At 58.4% G+C, this 17,546-nt stretch carries 17 protein-coding genes and 2 pseudogenes; 10 read left to right on the forward strand and 9 right to left on the reverse strand.

Translation table 11 applies throughout. The features are described 5' to 3' along the window. Positions 1–111: 111 nt before the first annotated feature. Positions 112–1,410, reverse strand: coding sequence for a mechanosensitive ion channel family protein (locus QMK47_RS08450; RefSeq protein WP_253472314.1), 1,299 nt, complete (start codon positions 1,408–1,410; stop codon positions 112–114). A 193-nt stretch (positions 1,411–1,603) separates the two neighbouring features. Between QMK47_RS08450 and QMK47_RS08455 the strand changes: the two genes are divergently transcribed. Continuing rightward, positions 1,604–2,950: a DEAD/DEAH box helicase gene (locus QMK47_RS08455; RefSeq protein WP_253472316.1), complete on the forward strand. Its 1,347-nt coding sequence runs from the start codon at positions 1,604–1,606 to the stop codon at positions 2,948–2,950. Between the two features lie 223 nt (positions 2,951–3,173). On the opposite strand, the gene QMK47_RS08460 is transcribed toward QMK47_RS08455, so the two are convergent. Further along, positions 3,174–3,449 (reverse strand): hypothetical protein, encoded by a 276-nt coding sequence (locus QMK47_RS08460; RefSeq protein ID WP_253472318.1) that lies wholly within the window; start codon positions 3,447–3,449, stop codon positions 3,174–3,176. Between the two features lie 247 nt (positions 3,450–3,696). Here QMK47_RS08460 and QMK47_RS08465 point away from each other — a divergent pair, with 247 nt between their 5' ends. From QMK47_RS08465 to QMK47_RS08475, 4 genes and pseudogenes are all read left to right on the forward strand, one after another. After that, positions 3,697–6,246, forward strand: a complete 2,550-nt coding sequence (locus QMK47_RS08465) for an exo-alpha-sialidase (protein WP_320390042.1) — start codon at positions 3,697–3,699, stop codon at positions 6,244–6,246. Positions 6,247–6,510: 264 nt separating this feature from the next. Beyond that, positions 6,511–6,725, forward strand: a pseudogene (locus QMK47_RS28695) (hypothetical protein); the annotation flags it as partial. A gap of 6 nt (positions 6,726–6,731) precedes the next feature. Then, positions 6,732–6,992 carry a MafI family immunity protein gene (locus tag QMK47_RS08470; protein WP_320390043.1) on the forward strand — a complete coding sequence of 87 codons (261 nt, stop codon included), beginning with the start codon at positions 6,732–6,734 and terminating at the stop codon, positions 6,990–6,992. 236 nt (positions 6,993–7,228) lie between these two features. Further along, positions 7,229–7,636 carry a hypothetical protein gene (locus QMK47_RS08475; RefSeq protein WP_320390044.1) on the forward strand — a complete coding sequence of 136 codons (408 nt, stop codon included), beginning with the start codon at positions 7,229–7,231 and terminating at the stop codon, positions 7,634–7,636. 30 nt (positions 7,637–7,666) lie between these two features. On the opposite strand, the pseudogene QMK47_RS08480 reads toward QMK47_RS08475, so the two are convergent. From QMK47_RS08480 to QMK47_RS08490, 3 genes and pseudogenes are all read right to left on the reverse strand, one after another. Continuing rightward, positions 7,667–7,855, reverse strand: a pseudogene (locus tag QMK47_RS08480) (addiction module antidote protein); the annotation flags it as partial. A gap of 52 nt (positions 7,856–7,907) precedes the next feature. Continuing rightward, entirely contained in the window at positions 7,908–8,180 is a 273-nt protein-coding gene (locus QMK47_RS08485) for a hypothetical protein (protein WP_258690563.1), read from the reverse strand. A 251-nt stretch (positions 8,181–8,431) separates the two neighbouring features. After that, positions 8,432–9,163, reverse strand: coding sequence for a DUF899 domain-containing protein (locus QMK47_RS08490; protein ID WP_253472324.1), 732 nt, complete (start codon positions 9,161–9,163; stop codon positions 8,432–8,434). Between the two features lie 185 nt (positions 9,164–9,348). On the opposite strand from QMK47_RS08490, the gene QMK47_RS08495 reads away from it, so the two are divergent. Then, complete coding sequence (locus QMK47_RS08495) at positions 9,349–9,741, forward strand: transcriptional regulator (protein ID WP_214512029.1); 393 nt, start codon at positions 9,349–9,351, stop codon at positions 9,739–9,741. A gap of 125 nt (positions 9,742–9,866) precedes the next feature. On the opposite strand, the gene QMK47_RS08500 is transcribed toward QMK47_RS08495, so the two are convergent. From QMK47_RS08500 to QMK47_RS08510, 3 genes are all read right to left on the reverse strand, one after another. Continuing rightward, positions 9,867–10,733: a DUF6279 family lipoprotein gene (locus QMK47_RS08500; RefSeq protein WP_320390045.1), complete on the reverse strand. Its 867-nt coding sequence runs from the start codon at positions 10,731–10,733 to the stop codon at positions 9,867–9,869. Positions 10,734–10,814: 81 nt separating this feature from the next. Next, complete coding sequence (locus QMK47_RS08505) at positions 10,815–11,531, reverse strand: TorF family putative porin (protein WP_320390046.1); 717 nt, start codon at positions 11,529–11,531, stop codon at positions 10,815–10,817. Positions 11,532–11,725: 194 nt separating this feature from the next. Continuing rightward, the gene (locus tag QMK47_RS08510; protein WP_018607615.1) at positions 11,726–11,914 is read right to left on the reverse strand and encodes a hypothetical protein; all 189 of its coding nucleotides are present in this window, start codon (positions 11,912–11,914) and stop codon (positions 11,726–11,728) included. A 339-nt stretch (positions 11,915–12,253) separates the two neighbouring features. On the opposite strand from QMK47_RS08510, the gene QMK47_RS08515 reads away from it, so the two are divergent. Together QMK47_RS08515 and QMK47_RS08520 are read left to right on the forward strand one after the other, a co-directional pair. After that, entirely contained in the window at positions 12,254–13,090 is an 837-nt protein-coding gene (locus QMK47_RS08515) for a S1 RNA-binding domain-containing protein (RefSeq protein WP_253472329.1), read from the forward strand. Positions 13,091–13,485: 395 nt separating this feature from the next. After that, positions 13,486–14,940: an NCS1 family nucleobase:cation symporter-1 gene (locus QMK47_RS08520; protein ID WP_253472330.1), complete on the forward strand. Its 1,455-nt coding sequence runs from the start codon at positions 13,486–13,488 to the stop codon at positions 14,938–14,940. Here the strand turns inward: QMK47_RS08520 and QMK47_RS08525 are convergent, their stop codons facing one another. Further along, positions 14,941–16,113, reverse strand: coding sequence for an MFS transporter (locus QMK47_RS08525; protein WP_258690565.1), 1,173 nt, complete (start codon positions 16,111–16,113; stop codon positions 14,941–14,943). Positions 16,114–16,216: 103 nt separating this feature from the next. Here QMK47_RS08525 and ptrR point away from each other — a divergent pair, with 103 nt between their 5' ends. Next, complete coding sequence (ptrR, locus tag QMK47_RS08530; RefSeq protein WP_253472334.1) at positions 16,217–17,110, forward strand: putrescine utilization regulator PtrR; 894 nt, start codon at positions 16,217–16,219, stop codon at positions 17,108–17,110. Between the two features lie 139 nt (positions 17,111–17,249). Next, a complete protein-coding gene (locus tag QMK47_RS08535) occupies positions 17,250–17,378 on the forward strand; it encodes a PA1414 family protein (protein WP_003198971.1) in 129 nt (42 codons plus the stop codon). Positions 17,379–17,546: the final 168 nt, after the last annotated feature.

Consider the following 17,546-nt stretch of genomic DNA (forward strand, 5'->3'; position numbering starts at 1 on the left):
GAGCACTGTGGGAGCGAGCTTGCTCGCGATGGCGGTGTGTCAGAAACATGGATGCTGACTGATACACCGCCATCGCGAGCAAGCTCGCACACAGGGGAATGGGGGGCGGCTTTAGACCACCTGCTTCTGCGGTTCCGGCAGGTGGCTCGCCCCCAGCACCGCCGGCAGCAGCCCCGAGCGCAGGTCCGTGCCGCTTGGCTGCTGGTAGAGGTTCAACCCAAATTCCGGCATCACCGCCAGCAGGTAATCGAAAATATCCCCCTGGATGCGCTCGTAGTCCGCCCACGCAGTGGTACGGGTGAAGCAGTAGATTTCCAGCGGGATGCCCTGGGCGGTGGTCTGCAACTGCCGGACCATGCAGGTCATGTTCGGCTGGATCTCCGCGTGGCTTTTCAAATACGCCAGCGCATAGGCGCGGAAGGTCCCCAGGTTGGTCATCCGCCGACGGTTGGCCGACATCGCCGCGACGTTGCCCTGGGCCTCGTTCCAGGCCTTGAGTTCGGCCTGCTTGCGGCCGATGTAGTCGGTCAGCAGGCGCACCTGGGTCAGGCGCTGTTCTTCCTCGTCATGCAGGAAACGCACGCCGCTGGCGTCGATGAACAGGCTGCGCTTGATCCGTCGCCCGCCCGATTGCTGCATGCCGCGCCAGTTCTTGAACGACTCGGACATCAGCCGCCAGGTGGGGATCGAGACGATGGTCTTGTCGAAATTCTGCACCTTGACCGTGTGCAGCGTGATGTCCACCACGTCACCGTCGGCGCCGACCTGGGGCATCTCGATCCAGTCGCCGACTCGCAGCATGTCGTTGCTGGTCAGTTGCACGCTGGCGACGAACGACAGCAGGGTGTCCTTGTAGACCAACAGGATCACCGCCGACATCGCGCCCAGGCCTGACAGCAGCAACAGCGGCGAGCGGTCGATCAGGGTGGCAACGATGATGATCGCGCCAAACACATACAGCACCATCTTCGTCAGTTGCACGTAGCCTTTGATCGAGCGGGTACGTGCATGCTCAGTGCGGGCGTAGACATCCAGCATGGCGCTGAGCAGGGCACTGAGGCTCAGCACCATGAACAGGATGGTGAAAGCCAGGGCGACATTGCCCAGGAAAATCATGCTGGTCTTGCTCAGTTCCGGCACCAGGTGCAGGCCGAACTGGATGATCAGCGACGGCGTCATTTGCGCCAGGCGATGAAAGACCTTGTTCTGGCGCAGGTCGTTGACCCAATTCAAGGCCGGTTGGCGCCCCAGCAACTTGGCGGCGTGCAAAATCAGGTAACGCGCCACGCGCCCGAGTACCAATGCGATGACCAGCAGCAACATCAGGGCGATGCCGGAATGCAGGATCGGGTGCTGGTCAAGGGCACCCCAGAGGTCTTGGAAATTGACCCAGAGTTGTTTGATGTCCATGGACGAAACGGTTCTTCTATAAAGACGCGACGGTGCGATTAGAGCATTTAAGCCCGGTCAAGTGACCGTTGATGCAATAGCAGCTGATAAAAATGCACTGATTTACCGCCGTTTGTATAAAGAAACTCGGCCTTCGCGCTCGAAACCGTTACCCTATGCAGCTGTTTTTTTGCATTTCTTCGAGGTAGCACCCGTGTTTTCCCAATTCGCCCTGCACGAACGCCTGCTCAAAGCCGTGGCCGAGCTTAAATTTGTCGAGCCAACGCCGGTGCAGGCAGCGGCTATTCCGCTCGCGCTCCAGGGGCGTGACCTGCGGGTGACGGCGCAAACCGGCAGCGGCAAGACCGCCGCGTTCGTGCTGCCGATCCTCAACCGCCTGATCGGCCCAGCCAAGGTCCGCGTCAGCATCAAGACCCTGATCCTGTTGCCGACCCGTGAACTGGCCCAGCAGACCTTGAAGGAAGTGGAGCGCTTCTCGCAGTTCACCTTCATCAAGTCCGGCCTGATCACCGGCGGCGAAGATTTCAAGGTCCAGGCCGCCATGCTGCGCAAGGTGCCGGACATCCTGATCGGCACGCCGGGGCGGATGATCGAGCAGTTGAACGCCGGCAACCTCGACCTGAAGGAAGTCGAAGTACTGGTGCTGGACGAAGCCGACCGCATGCTCGACATGGGTTTTGCCGAAGACGTGCAGCGCCTGGTGGACGAATGCGTCAACCGCCAGCAGACCATGCTGTTCTCCGCCACCACTGGCGGCTCGGGCCTGCGCGAGATGATCGCCAAGGTGCTGAACAACCCTGAGCACTTGCAGCTCAACGCGGTCAGCCAACTTAACTCCACCACCCGCCAGCAGATCATCACTGCTGACCACAACCAGCACAAAGAGCAGATCGTCAACTGGTTGCTGGCCAACGAGACCTACGAAAAAGCCATCGTATTCACCAACACCCGGGCCATGGCCGACCGTATCTACGGCCGCCTGGTGGCCCAGGAATACAAGGCGTTCGTACTGCACGGCGAGAAAGACCAGAAGGACCGCAAGCTGGCCATCGACCGCCTCAAGCAGGGCGGCGTGAAAATCCTCGTCGCCACCGACGTCGCCGCTCGCGGCCTGGACGTGGAAGGCCTGGACATGGTCATCAACTTCGACATGCCCCGCAGCGGCGACGAATACGTGCACCGCATCGGTCGTACCGGCCGCGCCGGCAACGACGGTCTGGCGATCTCGCTGATCTGCCACGGCGACTGGAACCTGATGTCGAGCGTCGAGCGCTACCTCAAGCAGAGCTTCGAGCGCCGCACCATCAAGGAAGTCAAAGGCACCTACGGCGGGCCGAAGAAGGTCAAGGCCTCGGGCAAGGCCGTTGGCGTGAAGAAGAAAAAGGTCGACGCCAAGGGCGACAAGAAGAAAACCGGCGCCAAGGCCCCGACCAAGCGCAAGACCGCCAACCGCCCGAAGAGCGACACTCCGTCGCTGGTCAGCAAGGACGGCATGGCCCCACTCAAGCGCCGCAAGCCAGAGGCGCCAGCGGCTGAGTGAGTCAGCGTTAGCGTTTTATGAAAAAACCGGACCTTGGGTCCGGTTTTTTTATGGGCAACTGAATCTGACGCAAAGCCCTGTGGCGAGGGGGATTTGTGGGAGCAAAGCTTGCTCGTGACACAGACGCCTCGGTTTCTGAAAGACCGCATCGCCTTCATCGCGGGCAAGCCTTGCTCCCACAGATCCCCTCCCACAAAAGCGGGTTGTGCTCGGCCTTGTGCAGTCAACCGGCTTTCTTTTCTGCCTTCTTCAGCTCTTCCAAACGCTTATCGATCAACTGGCACTTATCCGGCACATCCTTGCTGGCAGTCTCCATGTCCATTTTCTGCAACTCATCGTTAATTTCCTTGGCCTTAGTTGGGTTCTGTTCGGTGAGCTTGGTCACTTCATTTGCCAATTGTTCGCGCTTGGCGGTCGCTTCCTCTGGCGTGCAAGTGGCCCAGGCGGGCAGGGCACAGGTGAGGGTGGCTGCAAGGGTGAGTTTCAAGAGGGTTTTCATGGCAGAGCCTCATATTCCTTGTTGGGCAGGTAATGGGTTGAGGCCCGGGTTGGTTGGAAAGTTCACCTTGAGTCGCCACCGCTTGAGGTCTTTTTCGGCGTTCCCCTAGCCGATATTAAACAGTCGACTACCATGGAGAATGCGTTTGGACACTTCGCTGTCGGTGCAGATCATGCTTTAGCAAATGGAATAGCTATCCAGGCATACGTATGACCTGAGGTAGTCACTCACTCAAGGAATGAAACCTATGAGCCTTAGAACGATACTCGGTCGGTTGATGTTGTGTCTGTGTGGTCTATTTGCGTTCTCATCGGCCTATGCGGAGAGACTGATTACCGCCACGCCGCTATTACAAGGTGGGGGGATTGTCGTCGATGTCTTTGACAATCCAGCCGCCTCAGGCGGCAAGCCTTCTTCGACGCGCACTGTGCCATTCAAGTCCACATACACTGTTCCGGTGGTGCAGTCGTTCAAGGGCCAGGTCTATATGTTCTGGACCAGTAGAGATGATCAGAAAAATATCTATTACTCCTCCTCCGTAGAGGGGAAAAGCTGGTCCGCGCCAAAATTCATCCCGGTGGGCAGCATCTTGACTGATGTCTCGGCAACCGTATTCAAGCAAGAGCTGGTACTGACCTTTGCTGATGTGCAAGGTCGCTTAAATACTATCAGCTCTCGGGACGGAAACGGCTGGCCGCCTAATGTCAGCACTATTCCGACCGTCCATACGGCCGCAAGTAACAAGCCTGTTGTCTATAACGGTCAGTTGTTCGTCTTGTATAACGAGAACAGGGGTAAGGCTGTTTATTACGTGACCTATGATGGCGTTAAATGGAGCTCGGAGAAAACCGCATTCCAAGAAGGCCCCGAGACGATCGTGAATCTGGTACCTGTCGTCTATAACGGTGATTTGAGGGTCTATTACACTTTCTTTAACGGCGGCCTGTTCGAGCGTACTTATGACCGGGGTGGTAACTGGGGCGCGAAGCAGGGGCTGACGGGGATACCTGACAAGGGCTCCCTGAACAGTGCAACGATGGTCAATGAGCGCTTGTTCATCAGCAGTGGCCCCAATATTTATTATTCGGCCGATTCAATCGGCCCGACCGGTTCAACCGCTGGACTTAAATGGGCGCCCTATTACGCTTATTCCGGGCGCTCTGCCTACCCCTCGGGGTTGGGGGTTTCCTATGCCATTACTACAAGCGATCTAACCGCGCGTGACCCGAAACTGCCCGTGGACCTGCCGACGGGCCTTAGCCATACCGACTATGCAACCTTCGCCTGGCGCAGCTTTTTCGCACTGAACAATACGGCTGCGGCACCATTGCCCGCTAACCGCGGCGTCGGCAACCCCGCCAGCAGCTTTGCCGATTCGGGCAAGGTGTCGAAGTCTCCCAGCCCCTTGTTATGGCAGACCTTCGCTCACCGTACCGAGTTGTTCCCGGGAATGAACAGAAACGGAGCAGGCGGCCCTACGCGTCCATTTGGTTCTGACCCGCAATACAGTTATATCGAGTTTCCCCAGGGGGCACCTTTGGCGTCGGGCGCTACCTATGCTCATTACAACAATCTGGATGAGGCGACCCAAATCGGTCAGAACGCCATATTTTTCCCGGTTAATCCTCCACATGCAGCGAAGACAACAGAAGACCCAACCGGGGACTACGTGCCTTCAAAGGACAGTCAGATATTGTTTGAGGCCAAGGCGAATCCGGTCATCTATGAGTATGCCAAGAAGCTGACCAGCTACCCCGACACCAATATAGTCCTGCCCGACGGAGCAGTGGAGGTCAAGGCTGCATGGCGCAAGCTGGCAGACATCCCAGTAGAGAATCGCGGGCGCTACCATACGGCAACGGTGGTGACCTACCAAGGCACCGATGCTAGTCCGATGGCTCACAACGAAGACTACGCATTGGTTGCGTTGCACATCATCCATAAGACGGCGAATTACCCGACCTTCATCTTTGCCACGTTCGAGCACGAAGATGCCCTGACATTACCTGACGGCAAGTCGCCGACCGGTCTCTACTACATCGCCAACTACAACAGGATTGATTACCCCACCACTTCCGCATCGAAGCCTGATGGCCCACCGGTCGCTAAGTTTTCCGACGGCGACAAAACCCATGAGGTTGTCCTGCCCAGGACCGATTTCGTGAAGTCGAGCGTTCCGCAAATCTACTCCGGTACCAAGGGGATACCCAAGGGGCAGGCCGGTCCGATCACTGTAGTGCAACCGCTAACCGTCTTTAACGAAGTCGCTGCGGTCAACAAACAGGTCCAGGCGCTGATGGAGGAGAGCGGCGAATTCACCGATTCAGTCTGGAAGCACTACCGTCTTAAAGGGGTGCAGGCCATCCCTTCGAGCGAACAAACAGACCCGGATTACTACCTGGCCAATATCATGGTCGAAAGCAGTCAGCCGGGGATCCAGCTGTTTCGCGGAGGCAACTCATTCCCCATTCCGGAGGACAGCATCCTGACCAATACCCGTGACTTCAAGAACATCAGGGTGCCGGATTATGACCACGGCACGCAAAGCCTGACTATGGGCGGTTGCATGGGGTGTCACGGCATTGCCCAGAGCCAATTGAAACAAGGCTTCAGTTTCCTGTTTGATGCGATCAAACCACCCAAGGTCAAACCCCATACGCCGAACTTCGTTGAGCCTACCGGCTTCAGGAACCCAGAAACCGTAGGCTTGCCGGATCCTCATACCATGGTTGAGCGGGCCCGCAAATATGCTTTGGGCTTTCAGGGGCAGGACGTGGTTGAGAGTACGGGCAAGTAGCAGCCAAACACCTCGAGCAGGAGGGTCGCAAACGCGGACTGCCCTGCTGTCTGAAACAGGAGCAACGCTCTTTCAATAAAAAACCGGACTTGGGTCCGGTTTTTTTATGGGGGGCGGACCCATCTGGTTTCAGACGAATGGTTCCCGCAATAGCCTCAAAGCCCAATCCATTTGGTCGATGTCAAAATGACGACTCATTAATATTGCGCGACTATTTTGATGTCGCTTTCCGCTCGAGGGACCGAACATGTCCTCACCCGCCTTTTGGGCGAGGTTGTGACTTCACCAGATACGAAGTGGTACGCTCAGACTGGAACTGGTGGTTTGTATATACAAAAAATGGCGATTCGGCGAAGTTGGTTGCTTATGAGGTGCGTGATGGGGTTCGTATGCGTGTCGTTTATCAATCCGCGATAAACAATGTTGTAACTGCATTTCCTGATGATGCACCGATACCACCTTATAAATCGATTAAGTAGGTTTCTATGTGCTCGCAACGGATATTAAAGCTAGGTGCTAAATTTGAAGGGCGTTTGGAGTCGGTGTTTCTGGATGGGGCGTTGGACTATGTTAAGTATAATGAGGGGCGCTTGGCGTTAGAAATTCTTTGTGAATATATTTGTGAGTATGATGTGGTGCTGAGTGTTGGTGAGTTTAAAGAGATTCACGAATTGGCATTGGATATGGGGTTTGAGCTTGGAAATGCTCCATTTAAATATCTTCAGGCCCTAATAAAAACTGACTAACTGAAAAAGTGGGTAGATTTGAATGGCACTTACTTAGCCGCTAACCAATTGACCTGAAAGAGAAAAACTGAAAATGGCTGGTCCTGGTCTACGGTGATAACTACGAACATACTCCAACGAATCAAGGACTCAGCCCCAATGAGTCGTAGGCGTAAAGTCTCCCGACTACCCTTTTGTTCATTTGCTCTTGGTAAAAGGCATTACAATCGCGCTCCCGTCCCTTTCGGAGCGCTGCCGTGCCGCGTTTTCTTCCCCTGATATTGTTGCTTTTCCCTTGCCTGGCTTCGGCACTTCCCGCCCTGGAAAACACCGAGCTTTACAATGGCACGGCCAGCGATTGTCGCGATGTCGACCTCGTTACCTGGCGGCATCCAACTCGCACAGTGTTGGAGAAAAATGACATCAAGCTGGAGCGGGTGCAGTTGTGCAATGGCGGGCACTATCCGATTTTTCAGGTGCAATTGCCTTATGACCCACGGGGCCAGACCAAAAATTACTTTTTGGAATTGTACGAGCAGATGAGGAAGGCTAACGGCAAATGGCCCTATGCCTTGGTCGCCAGCAGCGATGCGGTGGTGGTGTATGTCAGCTACTCGAAAGACGACAGGATCGCCTTGGATTACGAGAGCTATGCGGCGCCATAAACATTCCCTCCTGAAGGATCAGTATCGCTATTCGCGGTGCACGCCGGTCTCCCGCCTCGGTTCGGTCATCCCTTTGGCACGTGCGACGGATCCCATCGCTTTGGCAACATAGCTATAGCTTGCATCGCCGGTTTCCAGGGCATCACTCATGAACTCCGCAATGGTCTCTGGAGTGCTGAGGTATTCTGCGGGATCAAATTCTGTGAAGGTCTCAATCATTTTGTGCTCTCCACGCATGTAAAAACGGCGACCCAAAGGTCGCCCGTTTTCATTATTCCGATGCCTGCCTCCGCACCCGTCTCCCAATCACGTCCATCACATCACACCCATCGCGCAGCGCTATTGTCAGCATCTTGCAGAAGTCAGAAAGCACCACCGTATCGGAGCTGATATCTGAGCGGAACGCGATGTTTTCCAGCAGTTGGGTCACGGTGCGGATGCGGTAGTCGGCGGTTTCGAAGAGGACATCGAGTGGTGCTTCGGTGTCGATGAGCAGGGTGGCCGGGGTGCAGTCAATTCCGGTGATGGGCATGTATCTGGTCATAAGCAGAGCCTCGAAAGTTGATGAGTCTCTCTGTAGATCGGGTCGCCAAACCCGGTCGCCTTTTTGGGTGACGAGGGACTATAGGGCGACTCGCTCTTGAGCTACAAGACACCGCTTTCCGAGCTTCATGTAGGACCTTTGGCCTAGCGGTTGTCGGCTTTGGTTCAGGCAACGCAGGCGACTGCTGCGCAGTCGAGCGGGAGCAAGCTCCCTCGCCACGGGGATCGCGCTCGACTGGGCGGGTTGGCGTATCAGCTGTGGCAGCAGTTGTGGGGCTTGGCCTCTTGGTATTTATCGTGATGCCGCACCCAGTCCATGATTTCGTCTTCGTTGCGGCCCTTGGGCGTCAGGTCGAGGTAGTTGTAGGTGCCGACCAGGATGTCGAGGCCGCGGGCGTAGGTGGAGTAGGTGTGGAAGATGTCGCCGGCTTCGTTGCGATAGAAGACGCTCAGGCCGGGGAGTTCGCCTTCGGTGGTGTCGGTTTTTTCGTAGTTGTAGGTGGCTTTTCCGGCGGCGGTGTCTTGGGCTTTGAAGCTGACGCCGAAGTCGTAGTTGAAGTCGCAGCCTTCGGATGAGACCCAATCGAAGGCCCAGCCCATGCGGCGCTTGAAGGGTTGGAATTCGGCGAAGGGCGCGCGGGAGACGGCGACCACGGCCACGTCGTGGTGGGCCAGGTGTTGGTTGGCGCCGTCGATGTGGTCGGACAGGAAGGAGCAGCCCTGGCAGCCTTCTGTCCAGCCGGGGCCGAACATGAAGTGGTAGATGATCAGTTGGCTGCGGCCGCCGAACAGGTCGGCCAGGCTCAGTTCGCCGTGGGGGCCTTGGAAGCGGTAGGGTTTGTCGATTTTGACCCAGGGCAGGGCGCGACGTTCGGCGCTGAGTTTGTCTCGTTCGCGAGTGAAGGCCTTTTCGTGGGCCAGGTGTTGGCGGCGGGCGGCGAGCCATTCTTCCCGCGAGACGACTGGATGATTCTCTACGTTCATGGTGATTTCTCCTGTAGGCAGTTGCTCAAGTCGGCGTTTCACTCATTGGTCGTTCGGCCTTGGATAAATTCGACAAGCCGTTGGTCGGCTGGTGGGATGGCCCGTCCGCCAACCCGGCTGAACGGTGGCGTGGCGCCTCGGTCACAACCTAGGTAGGCATCTCACTCTTTGGAGGATGGACCAGGATGACGACTTATAACTGGGACTTGATCGAACGGTTGTTGCACGAAGTGCAGAACGGCGCCGGCCACAGCTTTGCTCCTCGGGCTTACGCGGAGGAATACGCGGCGGCGAAAGCGGCTGAAGGCGAGGCGATCGAGAACCTCGATCATCTGAAAGCGGTTGCCGGGGAGTACGAGAAGTTGCTGCTGGACCGTGGCTATATCGAGCCGCGGCCGGAGGAAGAGGGCGGCAACGGTGAGAATTTTGTGCTGACGCCGCGTGGCTCGCGGTTGTTGAGCCTGATCGATAGCAGCATTCCGGGTAACGATCATCCGCGCCAGGTGCTGGATGAGCAGGACGATGCGCTGGATGAGTTTACGTTTGATGAGTTGGCTTCGAAGGCGCAGATTGCCTGACAGGCCTGCACTGAATCCTGTGGGAGCGAGCTTGCTCGCGATAGCGGTCTGACATTCAACAGGTGTGTTGCCTGTTCAACCGCTATCGCGAGCAAGCTCGCTCCCACAGGGGATGTGTGCTGGTTTTAGGAGCGTGTTGCTTTCAGGCACTTCAAGTCAGTGAAATCCTTTTTTACCCCGTCGATCTTCTTCAGCAGCTGTTCGCGCTGGGGCGGGGTGCTTTCGGCCATTAGGTCCACCAGCAGGCTGCGGGCCTGGGCTTCGGTTTTGCTGAAGGCCTCGCGGTAGGCAGGGGTCCAGAGGCTTTCGCGGTTGACCAGCAGTTGCTCGATGCGTTTCGGGAAGTCGGGGCTGTGGCGTTGGGCGACGGCTTCGCTGAACTGGTTTTGCCAGTGGGCGCGGTTGGCGATCCATTGCTGGTTCTGGTCCCCCAGGGCGGTGGACCAGGCCGCCACCCTTTGGCGTTGGGCGTCGTTGAGCGGGCCGAGCCAGTCGTTCAGGCGCTTTTCCATGCGTTCGCTACGTTCCTGGATCTGTTCCTGCAGCGTTGGCTTGAGGTATTGCTGCTGGCGTTTGCGCTGGTCCTTGACGAAGGCGGCGTCCATGTCATCGACTTGGTCGTCGTTCAGGCCTTGCAGCAGTTCGATGGCCGAAGGGGTGATTGCCCGGGCGGTTTCGGCGATGGCGGCCTTGGCTTCCCGGGTGCGCTGCTGCAGGGCTTCGTCGGTTACCTGGTCGGTTTGCACCATGGTCTTGAGGCGATCCAGCCAGTCGAGGTAGCCGGGCAATTGGGTGGTGCAATGCCAGGTCAGGTGGTCCTTGAGGCGTTCGTTGAACCAGTCTTTTTGCTCGCCTCTGATGTCCAGGTAATCGTTGAGGGTCCAGGGGATGATCAGGTCGAGGTTGCGGTAGGCCAGGCCGATGCGGCTGCAGGCGGTGAGCGTCAGCAGCAGGGCGATGAACATGGCAGTGCGGGTCAACCAGCGCGGCATGAGCGAGTCCTTGCGAAGGCGTAGGTGCTTTGTTTGAGCATCGCAGACGCGCGGCAGTTCAGCCGATTAAATGCGTAACGCTTAGTAAAAAGGGTGGGCCATCTTGAGGGTCAGCAGGCTGTCGCATTCGCTGTTGTGGCCGGAGTATGCCGAGCAACTGCTGCCGCTGAGGCTTGAGTCGCTGTAGATCAGGTCCAGGTCGAGGCCCTTCCACGGGCGGGAAATTTTCAATGACCAGTCGCTGAAACTGCCGACATAACCGTTCTCGACCGAGACCGGTGTGTTGAGCTGGTGGGTGGTGTATTTGGCGCTGATGCCAATGCCGAACGGTATGTTGCCGCCCAGGTCGGCAAACAGCGTGCTGTTCTGTTTGTCCGGGTCGTTGCTCAGGGCTGCGCCGAAGCGGCTGCCAAGCACGGTCAGGCCGCCGTAGAACTCTTGGCTGTCGAGGGTATCGACCGTGGGGTAGCTGTAGTGGATCAGGCCGACTTCGTAGCCCAGGGTCTGGTCGAAGGGTTGTTTAAAGCCCATGTAGGAATCGACTTCAAGGTCGGCGGAAGGTGTCAGGCCGGCGCTGTGTGACCACTGGCCGACGTACCAGCCGCTGTCGTGGCTCAGGTCCAGGCCACCGTGGAACGAACCGCTGCTCGACGGCGTGACCAGGCCCTCGGCCATGCTACGGCTGGGCGTGGTACCAAGCTTGAGGTCGAAGTCGCCGAGCTCGCGCTGGAACACCTGCCCCTGAGCGAGGGAACAGGTCATCAGGCTGATCATCAGCAGAACAATAGGGATACGCATGCTTCACTCCATGAAAGCGAGAAGCAGGATCGGTCAAAAAGCTGAAACGCTTGAGCTAGAGAGGTGAAAGCATACCGGCGAATGCTCGGCTGCGAAGGCCGTTCGTCGATTGATGGGAAATGGGTGGGGCGGGGGAGGGTTCCAGTCCAAGCGCTTCGAAGCTCAAAGCGCTTTGGGACCAGGTGACGCGCAGGTTACTTCTTGCCCAGGCTGATCTGCTTGGACGGGCCGAATGTCTGGCCGCTGACGCCTTTGGCAATTTGCTGGATCTCGCCGCCGGACTTGAGGAACGCAGCGATCTGGTCGTTGATCGACTCGCTGGTTTCAACGGCTGGAGCTGGCTTTGCTTTGCTGTTGGATGCTTTTACGCGCATGACGGCCATTAACCTGTAGATAATTAATTGGGCCAGGCATCGTACAGGAAATACTTGACAATTGCTTGGCAAATATCCTTCTGAATTATCGCTATCGTGATGGGAATAATGAGCGATTATCCTGCAATTATCGCCCTAAGCCTCTGTTTTAAATAACAACCGTGGGTGAGTTACGGCGTTGACAGCGAGCTGTAGGCAGCGTCGCCTGCCTGACGAATGGCCGCGCCTGGGGCGAAAGCCCAGGAAAATCAACGGTTGTGCAGGACCTTGCTGGCAAACCTTGCCGGCGGCCACGAATCGCGCCGCAAAACCGGGTAGAATGCCGCCCACGCAATGAGGGTATTGGAAATGGCTTTAGTCGGGCGCTACAACAGTTTGCAAGTGGTTAAACACACTAACTTCGGTTTATATCTGGACGGCGGTGCGGACGGCGAAATCCTGCTGCCCAACCGTTATATCCCCAAGGATATTCCCAGTGAAGATGAAGACTGGCTCAATGTTTTTATTTATCTGGACAGCGACGACAAACTGATCGCCACCACGGAAAAACCCAAAGTTCAGGTGGGTGAGTTTGCCAGCCTGAAAGTGGCTGAAGTCAACAGCATCGGCGTGTTCCTGGACTGGGGCCTGCCCAAGGATCTGTTGCTGCCGTACTCCGAAGAAAAGCGCCAGATGACCGCCGGCGAATACTGCGTAGTGCACGTCTACCTCGACAAGCACACCCGCCGCATCACTGCCACGGCGCGTCTGGATCGTTATCTGGACAAGACCCCGGCCAACTACACGCCGGGCCAGGAAGTGGATTTGCTGGTCGCCGAAGCTACCGACATGGGGTTCAAGGCGATCATCAACAACAAGCACTGGGGCCTGATCCACAAGAACGAAATCTTCAAGTTCATGCGCGCCGGCAAACAGGAAAAAGGCTTCATCAAGGAAATCCGCCCGGACGGCAAGATCAGCCTGAGCCTGCAGCCCGTGGGCCAGGAAGCCTCCACCAGCCTGAACGCCAAGATCCTCGCCAAGTTGCGTGAAAACAACGGCACGTTGCCGGTCAGCGACAAGAGCGACCCGGTGCTGATCAGCAGCCTGTTTGGCGTGAGCAAGGGCAACTTCAAGAAAGCCATTGGTGCGCTGTACAAGAATGGGCAGATTGTCATTCATGCCGATCGCATTGAATTGAGCTGATTGACCACAGAATCCTGTGGTCCTGTGGCGAGGGAGCTTGCTCCCGCTGGGGCGCGAAGCGGCCCCCGAGCCTGCCACCTCGGAGTGTCTGATTGACTGAACACTCCTGGTTTTGGGCTGCTTCGCAGCCCAGCGGGAGCAAGCTCCCTCGCCACAGGTTGATCCTCTCTGTATACAAAACCCTGCACCTTTAGCATGCACCCGCGCCCTGTTCGTGGGCGCATGCCTGCTCTTGCCCGGCTTTAACCGCCGCTGCACACCCCGGTTTGTCTCATATTTCGCCGCTATGGCACGCATTCTGCGTAGCAACGCGTATACAAACCATGCCGGCTCCCGTGCGCAGTATGGTGAGCAGGTCGATGCGGGGGCACGGCGGTACTCAAAGGAGCCCCGCAATGTCCGAGCAATTGCCCAACGGCTACAGCCCCCGCCTCTATAACGAGGACTTGGGCCCGCTGCCGCAGAAATGGAATTGGTACAACATCTTCGCCTTCTGGATGAGCGATGTGCACAGCGTGGGTGGCTATGTGTTTGCCGCCAGTCTGTTCGCGCTGGGGTTGGCGAGTTGGCAGGTGTTGATTGCCTTGCTCGGCGGGATCTGCATCGTGCAGTTGATCGCCAATCTGGTCGCCAGGCCGAGCCAGCAGGCGGCGGTGCCGTATCCGGTGATCTGTCGGCTGGCGTTCGGCGTGTTCGGGGCGAATATCCCCGCTGTCATCCGTGGCTTGATCGCCGTGGCCTGGTACGGCATTCAGACGTACCTGGCCTCCAGCGCGCTGATCATCGTGGTGCTACGGTTTTTTCCTTCGATGGAAGCCTACGCGACGCCGCATTTTGCCGGCTTGTCCTACCTGGGTTGGTTCGGTTTCCTCAGCTTGTGGTTCGTTCAGGCGCTGGTGTTCTGGACCGGTATGGAATCGATCCGTCGTTTCATCGACTGGGCCGGGCCGGTGGTCTATGCGGTGATGTTCCTGTTGGCCGGTTGGATCGTGTGGAAGGCCGGTTGGAGCAATATCAGCTTCACCCTGGCGGAAAAATCCTTGTCCGGTTGGCAGGCGTTCGGCCAGGTGATCGTGGCGACGGCGCTGGTGGTGTCGTACTTTTCCGGTCCGACCCTGAACTTCGGCGATTTCAGCCGTTACTGCCGGAGCATGTCTGACGTGCGCCGGGGCAATTTCTGGGGACTGCCGGTGAATTTCCTGGCGTTCTCCCTGGTCACCGTGGTGATTGTTTCCGGGACCTTGCCGGTGTTCGGCGAAATGCTTCATGACCCGATCGCCACCGTGGCGCGCATCGACAACAGTGTGGCCGTCTTGCTGGGCGCCTTTGCCTTTGTGACCGCCACCATCGGCATCAACATTGTCGCCAACTTCGTCTCCCCGGCGTTCGACTTCGCCAACGTCGCGCCCAGCAAGATCAGCTGGCGCGCCGGCGGCATGATCGCGGCGGTGGCCTCGATTTTCATCACACCGTGGAACCTGTTCAATAACCCTGAAGTGATCCACTACACCCTGGACGTGTTGGCGGCGTTTATCGGGCCGCTGTTCGGGATCCTGCTGGTGGATTACTACCTGATCAAAAAGCAGCAGATCGACGTGGATGCGCTGTTCAACGACGGGCCGAGCGGGCGTTATTACTACAGTGGCGGCATCAACTGGACCGCAGTCAAGGCGTTGATTCCGGCGACGCTGATGGGGGTGGCGATCACCTTCACGCCGCTGCTGCAACCGATGGCCAACTTTGCCTGGTTCACCGGTTGCTTCCTCGGTGGGGTGTTGTATTTCGCCTTGGCGCGACGTGAGCCGGCCGCGCAGTTGAACAAGTCGTTCAGCCCGGCCGGCCAGGCCTGATCAACGCAGGGCGGTCTGGGCGCACGGCCTTGCCACGGCCTGGCTGGTGGGCCGCAGCAGCAGGCCTCCGGCCAGCAGCAGACCGCTGCCGGCGATGATCAGCGCCGGTTGCAGGCCGCCGCTGAAATGGCTGCTCAGCGCCGCCAACAGTGGCCCGCTCAGCTGGCCCACGGCAAAACAGGCGGTCAACAGGCCCGCATTGCGCTGGGTGGCGTGGGGCGCCAGTTCCCGGGAGCGCAGCATCACCAGCTGCATGCAGGCCAGGAACGGCGTGCCACACAGAATCACGCCCAATGCCAGGCCCGGTCCGCTGCCCAACAGGCAGGCAAACACCCCAGCGGCTTGCAGCCAGAGCGTACCGATCAGCCAGCGACCGGTGGTGTTCGGGTTGGGGCGACGCAGGCTGACCAGCAACACACCGGTGGCGGCGGCCAGGCCGAAGCAGGGCCAGAACAGGTCGGCCAGCCATTGTCCGTGGAACTGCGCCGAGGCCATTTGCGACAGGAACGTGGCTGGAATGATGTAGCCCACGCCATACAGCGCGTACACCACGCCCAGTCGAGCGATGCCGGCGTTCGGCGCAGGGCTGGCCGACCCGGCGACAGGTGTTGCGACGGCCGGCTGCGGCAGGATCGGCAAGATCACCAGCAACATCGCCAACGCCACGCCGGCATATACCAGCCATAGGGTCGCGGAGGTCTGGCCCAGCAGGTTCAAGCCCAAAGCGAGCAGGCCGGTCAGGAAAATTCCCAGACCCGGGCCGGCAAACACCAGCGCGCCGAGCCGTGGCCGTCCCGCCGCCGCTGCCAAGGGCTGGCTCAGGGCGGTGATCATCACCAGCACCCAGGCACTCGCCACGCCGGTGCCAAAGCGCAATGCCAGGTGTGGCCAGAAACCCCAGGCCCAGAACGAGGCCAAGGTCAGCAATACACACAGCCACAGGCCGCCGAGCAACCGTCGCCGCACCTGTTCCGGACGGCGGGCGAACATGGCATCCAGCGCGCCGAGGAAATAACCCAGGTAGTTGGCCGCGGCAATCAGACCGGCGGCGGTCAAGTCGAGCTGACCTTCGCCGATCAAATGAGGTAACTGGGGCGTAAGGGCGAAGCGGCCAATGCCCATGGCCATCATCAGCGCGATGAAACTGCCGAGCAGGCGAATAAGAGGTGACATGGTCGTTCTCCAGTGTCGAGGCGAATGACCGTCAGGCTAGGACTGATTGACTTTCATTAAAAATGAATAATAGTGAGTAACTTGTTCTTTTTTGGAGAATGTCGTGGAGTTCAGCCAATTACGGATTTTCCAGGCCGTGGCCGAGGAAGGTTCCATCACCCGGGCCGCCGAGCGCCTGCACCGGGTGCCGTCGAACCTTTCGACCCGGCTCAAGCAGCTTGAAGAGCAACTGGGCGTGGACCTTTTCCTGCGCGAGCGTCAGCGTTTGCAGTTGTCACCGGCAGGAAAAGTCCTGCTGGACTATGCGGCCAAGCTGTTCGCCTTGCACGACGAAGCCCATGCGGCGGTGCAGGGCGGCCAGCCGGCCGGGGACTTCCTGCTGGGCACGATGTACAGCACGGCGGCGACGCATCTGCCGGACTTGCTGGCGGCTTATCACCGGGCGTATCCGGCGGTGAACCTGCAAGTGCAGTCCGGGCCGAGTGGCGAATTGCTCGAGGGCCTGCTCACCAATCGTCTCGACGCGGCGTTGGTGGATGGCCCGCTGGAGCTGGCGGGGCTCGATGGCGTGCCGTTGTGCGACGAGCGGTTGGTGCTGATAACCGAGGCCGATCATGCGCCGGTACGCAGTGCGCTGGATGTGCAGGGCCGCGCGGTGTTCACGTTTCGGCGTGGTTGCTCCTACCGGATGCGCTTGGAGGCCTGGTTTGCCCATGACCACGCGACCATGGGCCGGGCGATGGAAATCGAGTCTTACCAAGGGATGCTGGCGTGTGTGATCGCCGGGTCCGGGGTGGCGTTGATGTCCGAGTCGATGCTGGCCAGCCTGCCGGGCCGCGAGCGGGTGACGGTGCATCCGCTGGCCGAGCCGTTTGCCAGCGCCACGACCTGGCTGATGTGGCGCAAAGGCATGGTCGGGGCCAACCTCAACGCTTGGATTGAATTGCAACAACAGGCCTGGCCGCGAGCGCCCATGACGACGGCGCAATCGGCTTGAACTCCGGGAGGTGGATTTGGATCAATTCAGTAACAGATCATTGCAAACTGAGACGAGCATTGCGTAGAACATCGGACTATTATCAGTGCGAAGGGGCCACAGTAATTTGCCGCTCGTACCACCCTGAGGGGGCACCACGATGAAAGAGAAAATCCAGAATTGGCTTCACGACCTGGGTGTCGCGCTTGGCCTGATCGAGCCACCGATGCAACCGGTACCGATCCGCACCGATGACGAGCAACGCCGCCGCCAACCGCGCCGCCGGTAAACCCACCAGGATTTGGAGAGATCGCAGTTGCGGACCATTTCAGTCGAGATGGCCCGCAACTGCGATCTTTTTATTTCTGAAGACTGAATCTGTGGGAGCGAGCTTGCTCGCGATAGCGGTGGACCGGCATGCATTCATGTTGAATGTACCGCCGTCATCGCGAGCAGG

The sequence above is a fragment of the Pseudomonas sp. P9_35 genome (assembly GCF_034008205.1).
Lineage (GTDB): Bacteria > Pseudomonadota > Gammaproteobacteria > Pseudomonadales > Pseudomonadaceae > Aquipseudomonas > Aquipseudomonas kilonensis.

Coding starts and splice junctions, on each gene's coding strand:
- QMK47_RS08485 (WP_258690563.1), bottom strand. CDS start 8,180: ATGACCAGATACATGCCCATCACCGGAATTGACTGCACCCCGGCCACC.
- QMK47_RS08535 (WP_003198971.1), top strand. CDS start 17,250: ATGAAAGAGAAAATCCAGAATTGGCTTCACGACCTGGGTGTCGCGCTT.
- QMK47_RS08515 (WP_253472329.1), top strand. CDS start 12,254: ATGGCTTTAGTCGGGCGCTACAACAGTTTGCAAGTGGTTAAACACACT.
- QMK47_RS08510 (WP_018607615.1), bottom strand. CDS start 11,914: ATGGCCGTCATGCGCGTAAAAGCATCCAACAGCAAAGCAAAGCCAGCT.
- QMK47_RS08460 (WP_253472318.1), bottom strand. CDS start 3,449: ATGAAAACCCTCTTGAAACTCACCCTTGCAGCCACCCTCACCTGTGCC.
- QMK47_RS08450 (WP_253472314.1), bottom strand. CDS start 1,410: ATGGACATCAAACAACTCTGGGTCAATTTCCAAGACCTCTGGGGTGCC.
- QMK47_RS08490 (WP_253472324.1), bottom strand. CDS start 9,163: ATGAACGTAGAGAATCATCCAGTCGTCTCGCGGGAAGAATGGCTCGCC.
- QMK47_RS08465 (WP_320390042.1), top strand. CDS start 3,697: ATGAGCCTTAGAACGATACTCGGTCGGTTGATGTTGTGTCTGTGTGGT.
- QMK47_RS08520 (WP_253472330.1), top strand. CDS start 13,486: ATGTCCGAGCAATTGCCCAACGGCTACAGCCCCCGCCTCTATAACGAG.
- QMK47_RS08495 (WP_214512029.1), top strand. CDS start 9,349: ATGACGACTTATAACTGGGACTTGATCGAACGGTTGTTGCACGAAGTG.
- QMK47_RS08470 (WP_320390043.1), top strand. CDS start 6,732: ATGTGCTCGCAACGGATATTAAAGCTAGGTGCTAAATTTGAAGGGCGT.
- QMK47_RS08500 (WP_320390045.1), bottom strand. CDS start 10,733: ATGCCGCGCTGGTTGACCCGCACTGCCATGTTCATCGCCCTGCTGCTG.
- QMK47_RS08505 (WP_320390046.1), bottom strand. CDS start 11,531: ATGCGTATCCCTATTGTTCTGCTGATGATCAGCCTGATGACCTGTTCC.
- QMK47_RS08525 (WP_258690565.1), bottom strand. CDS start 16,113: ATGTCACCTCTTATTCGCCTGCTCGGCAGTTTCATCGCGCTGATGATG.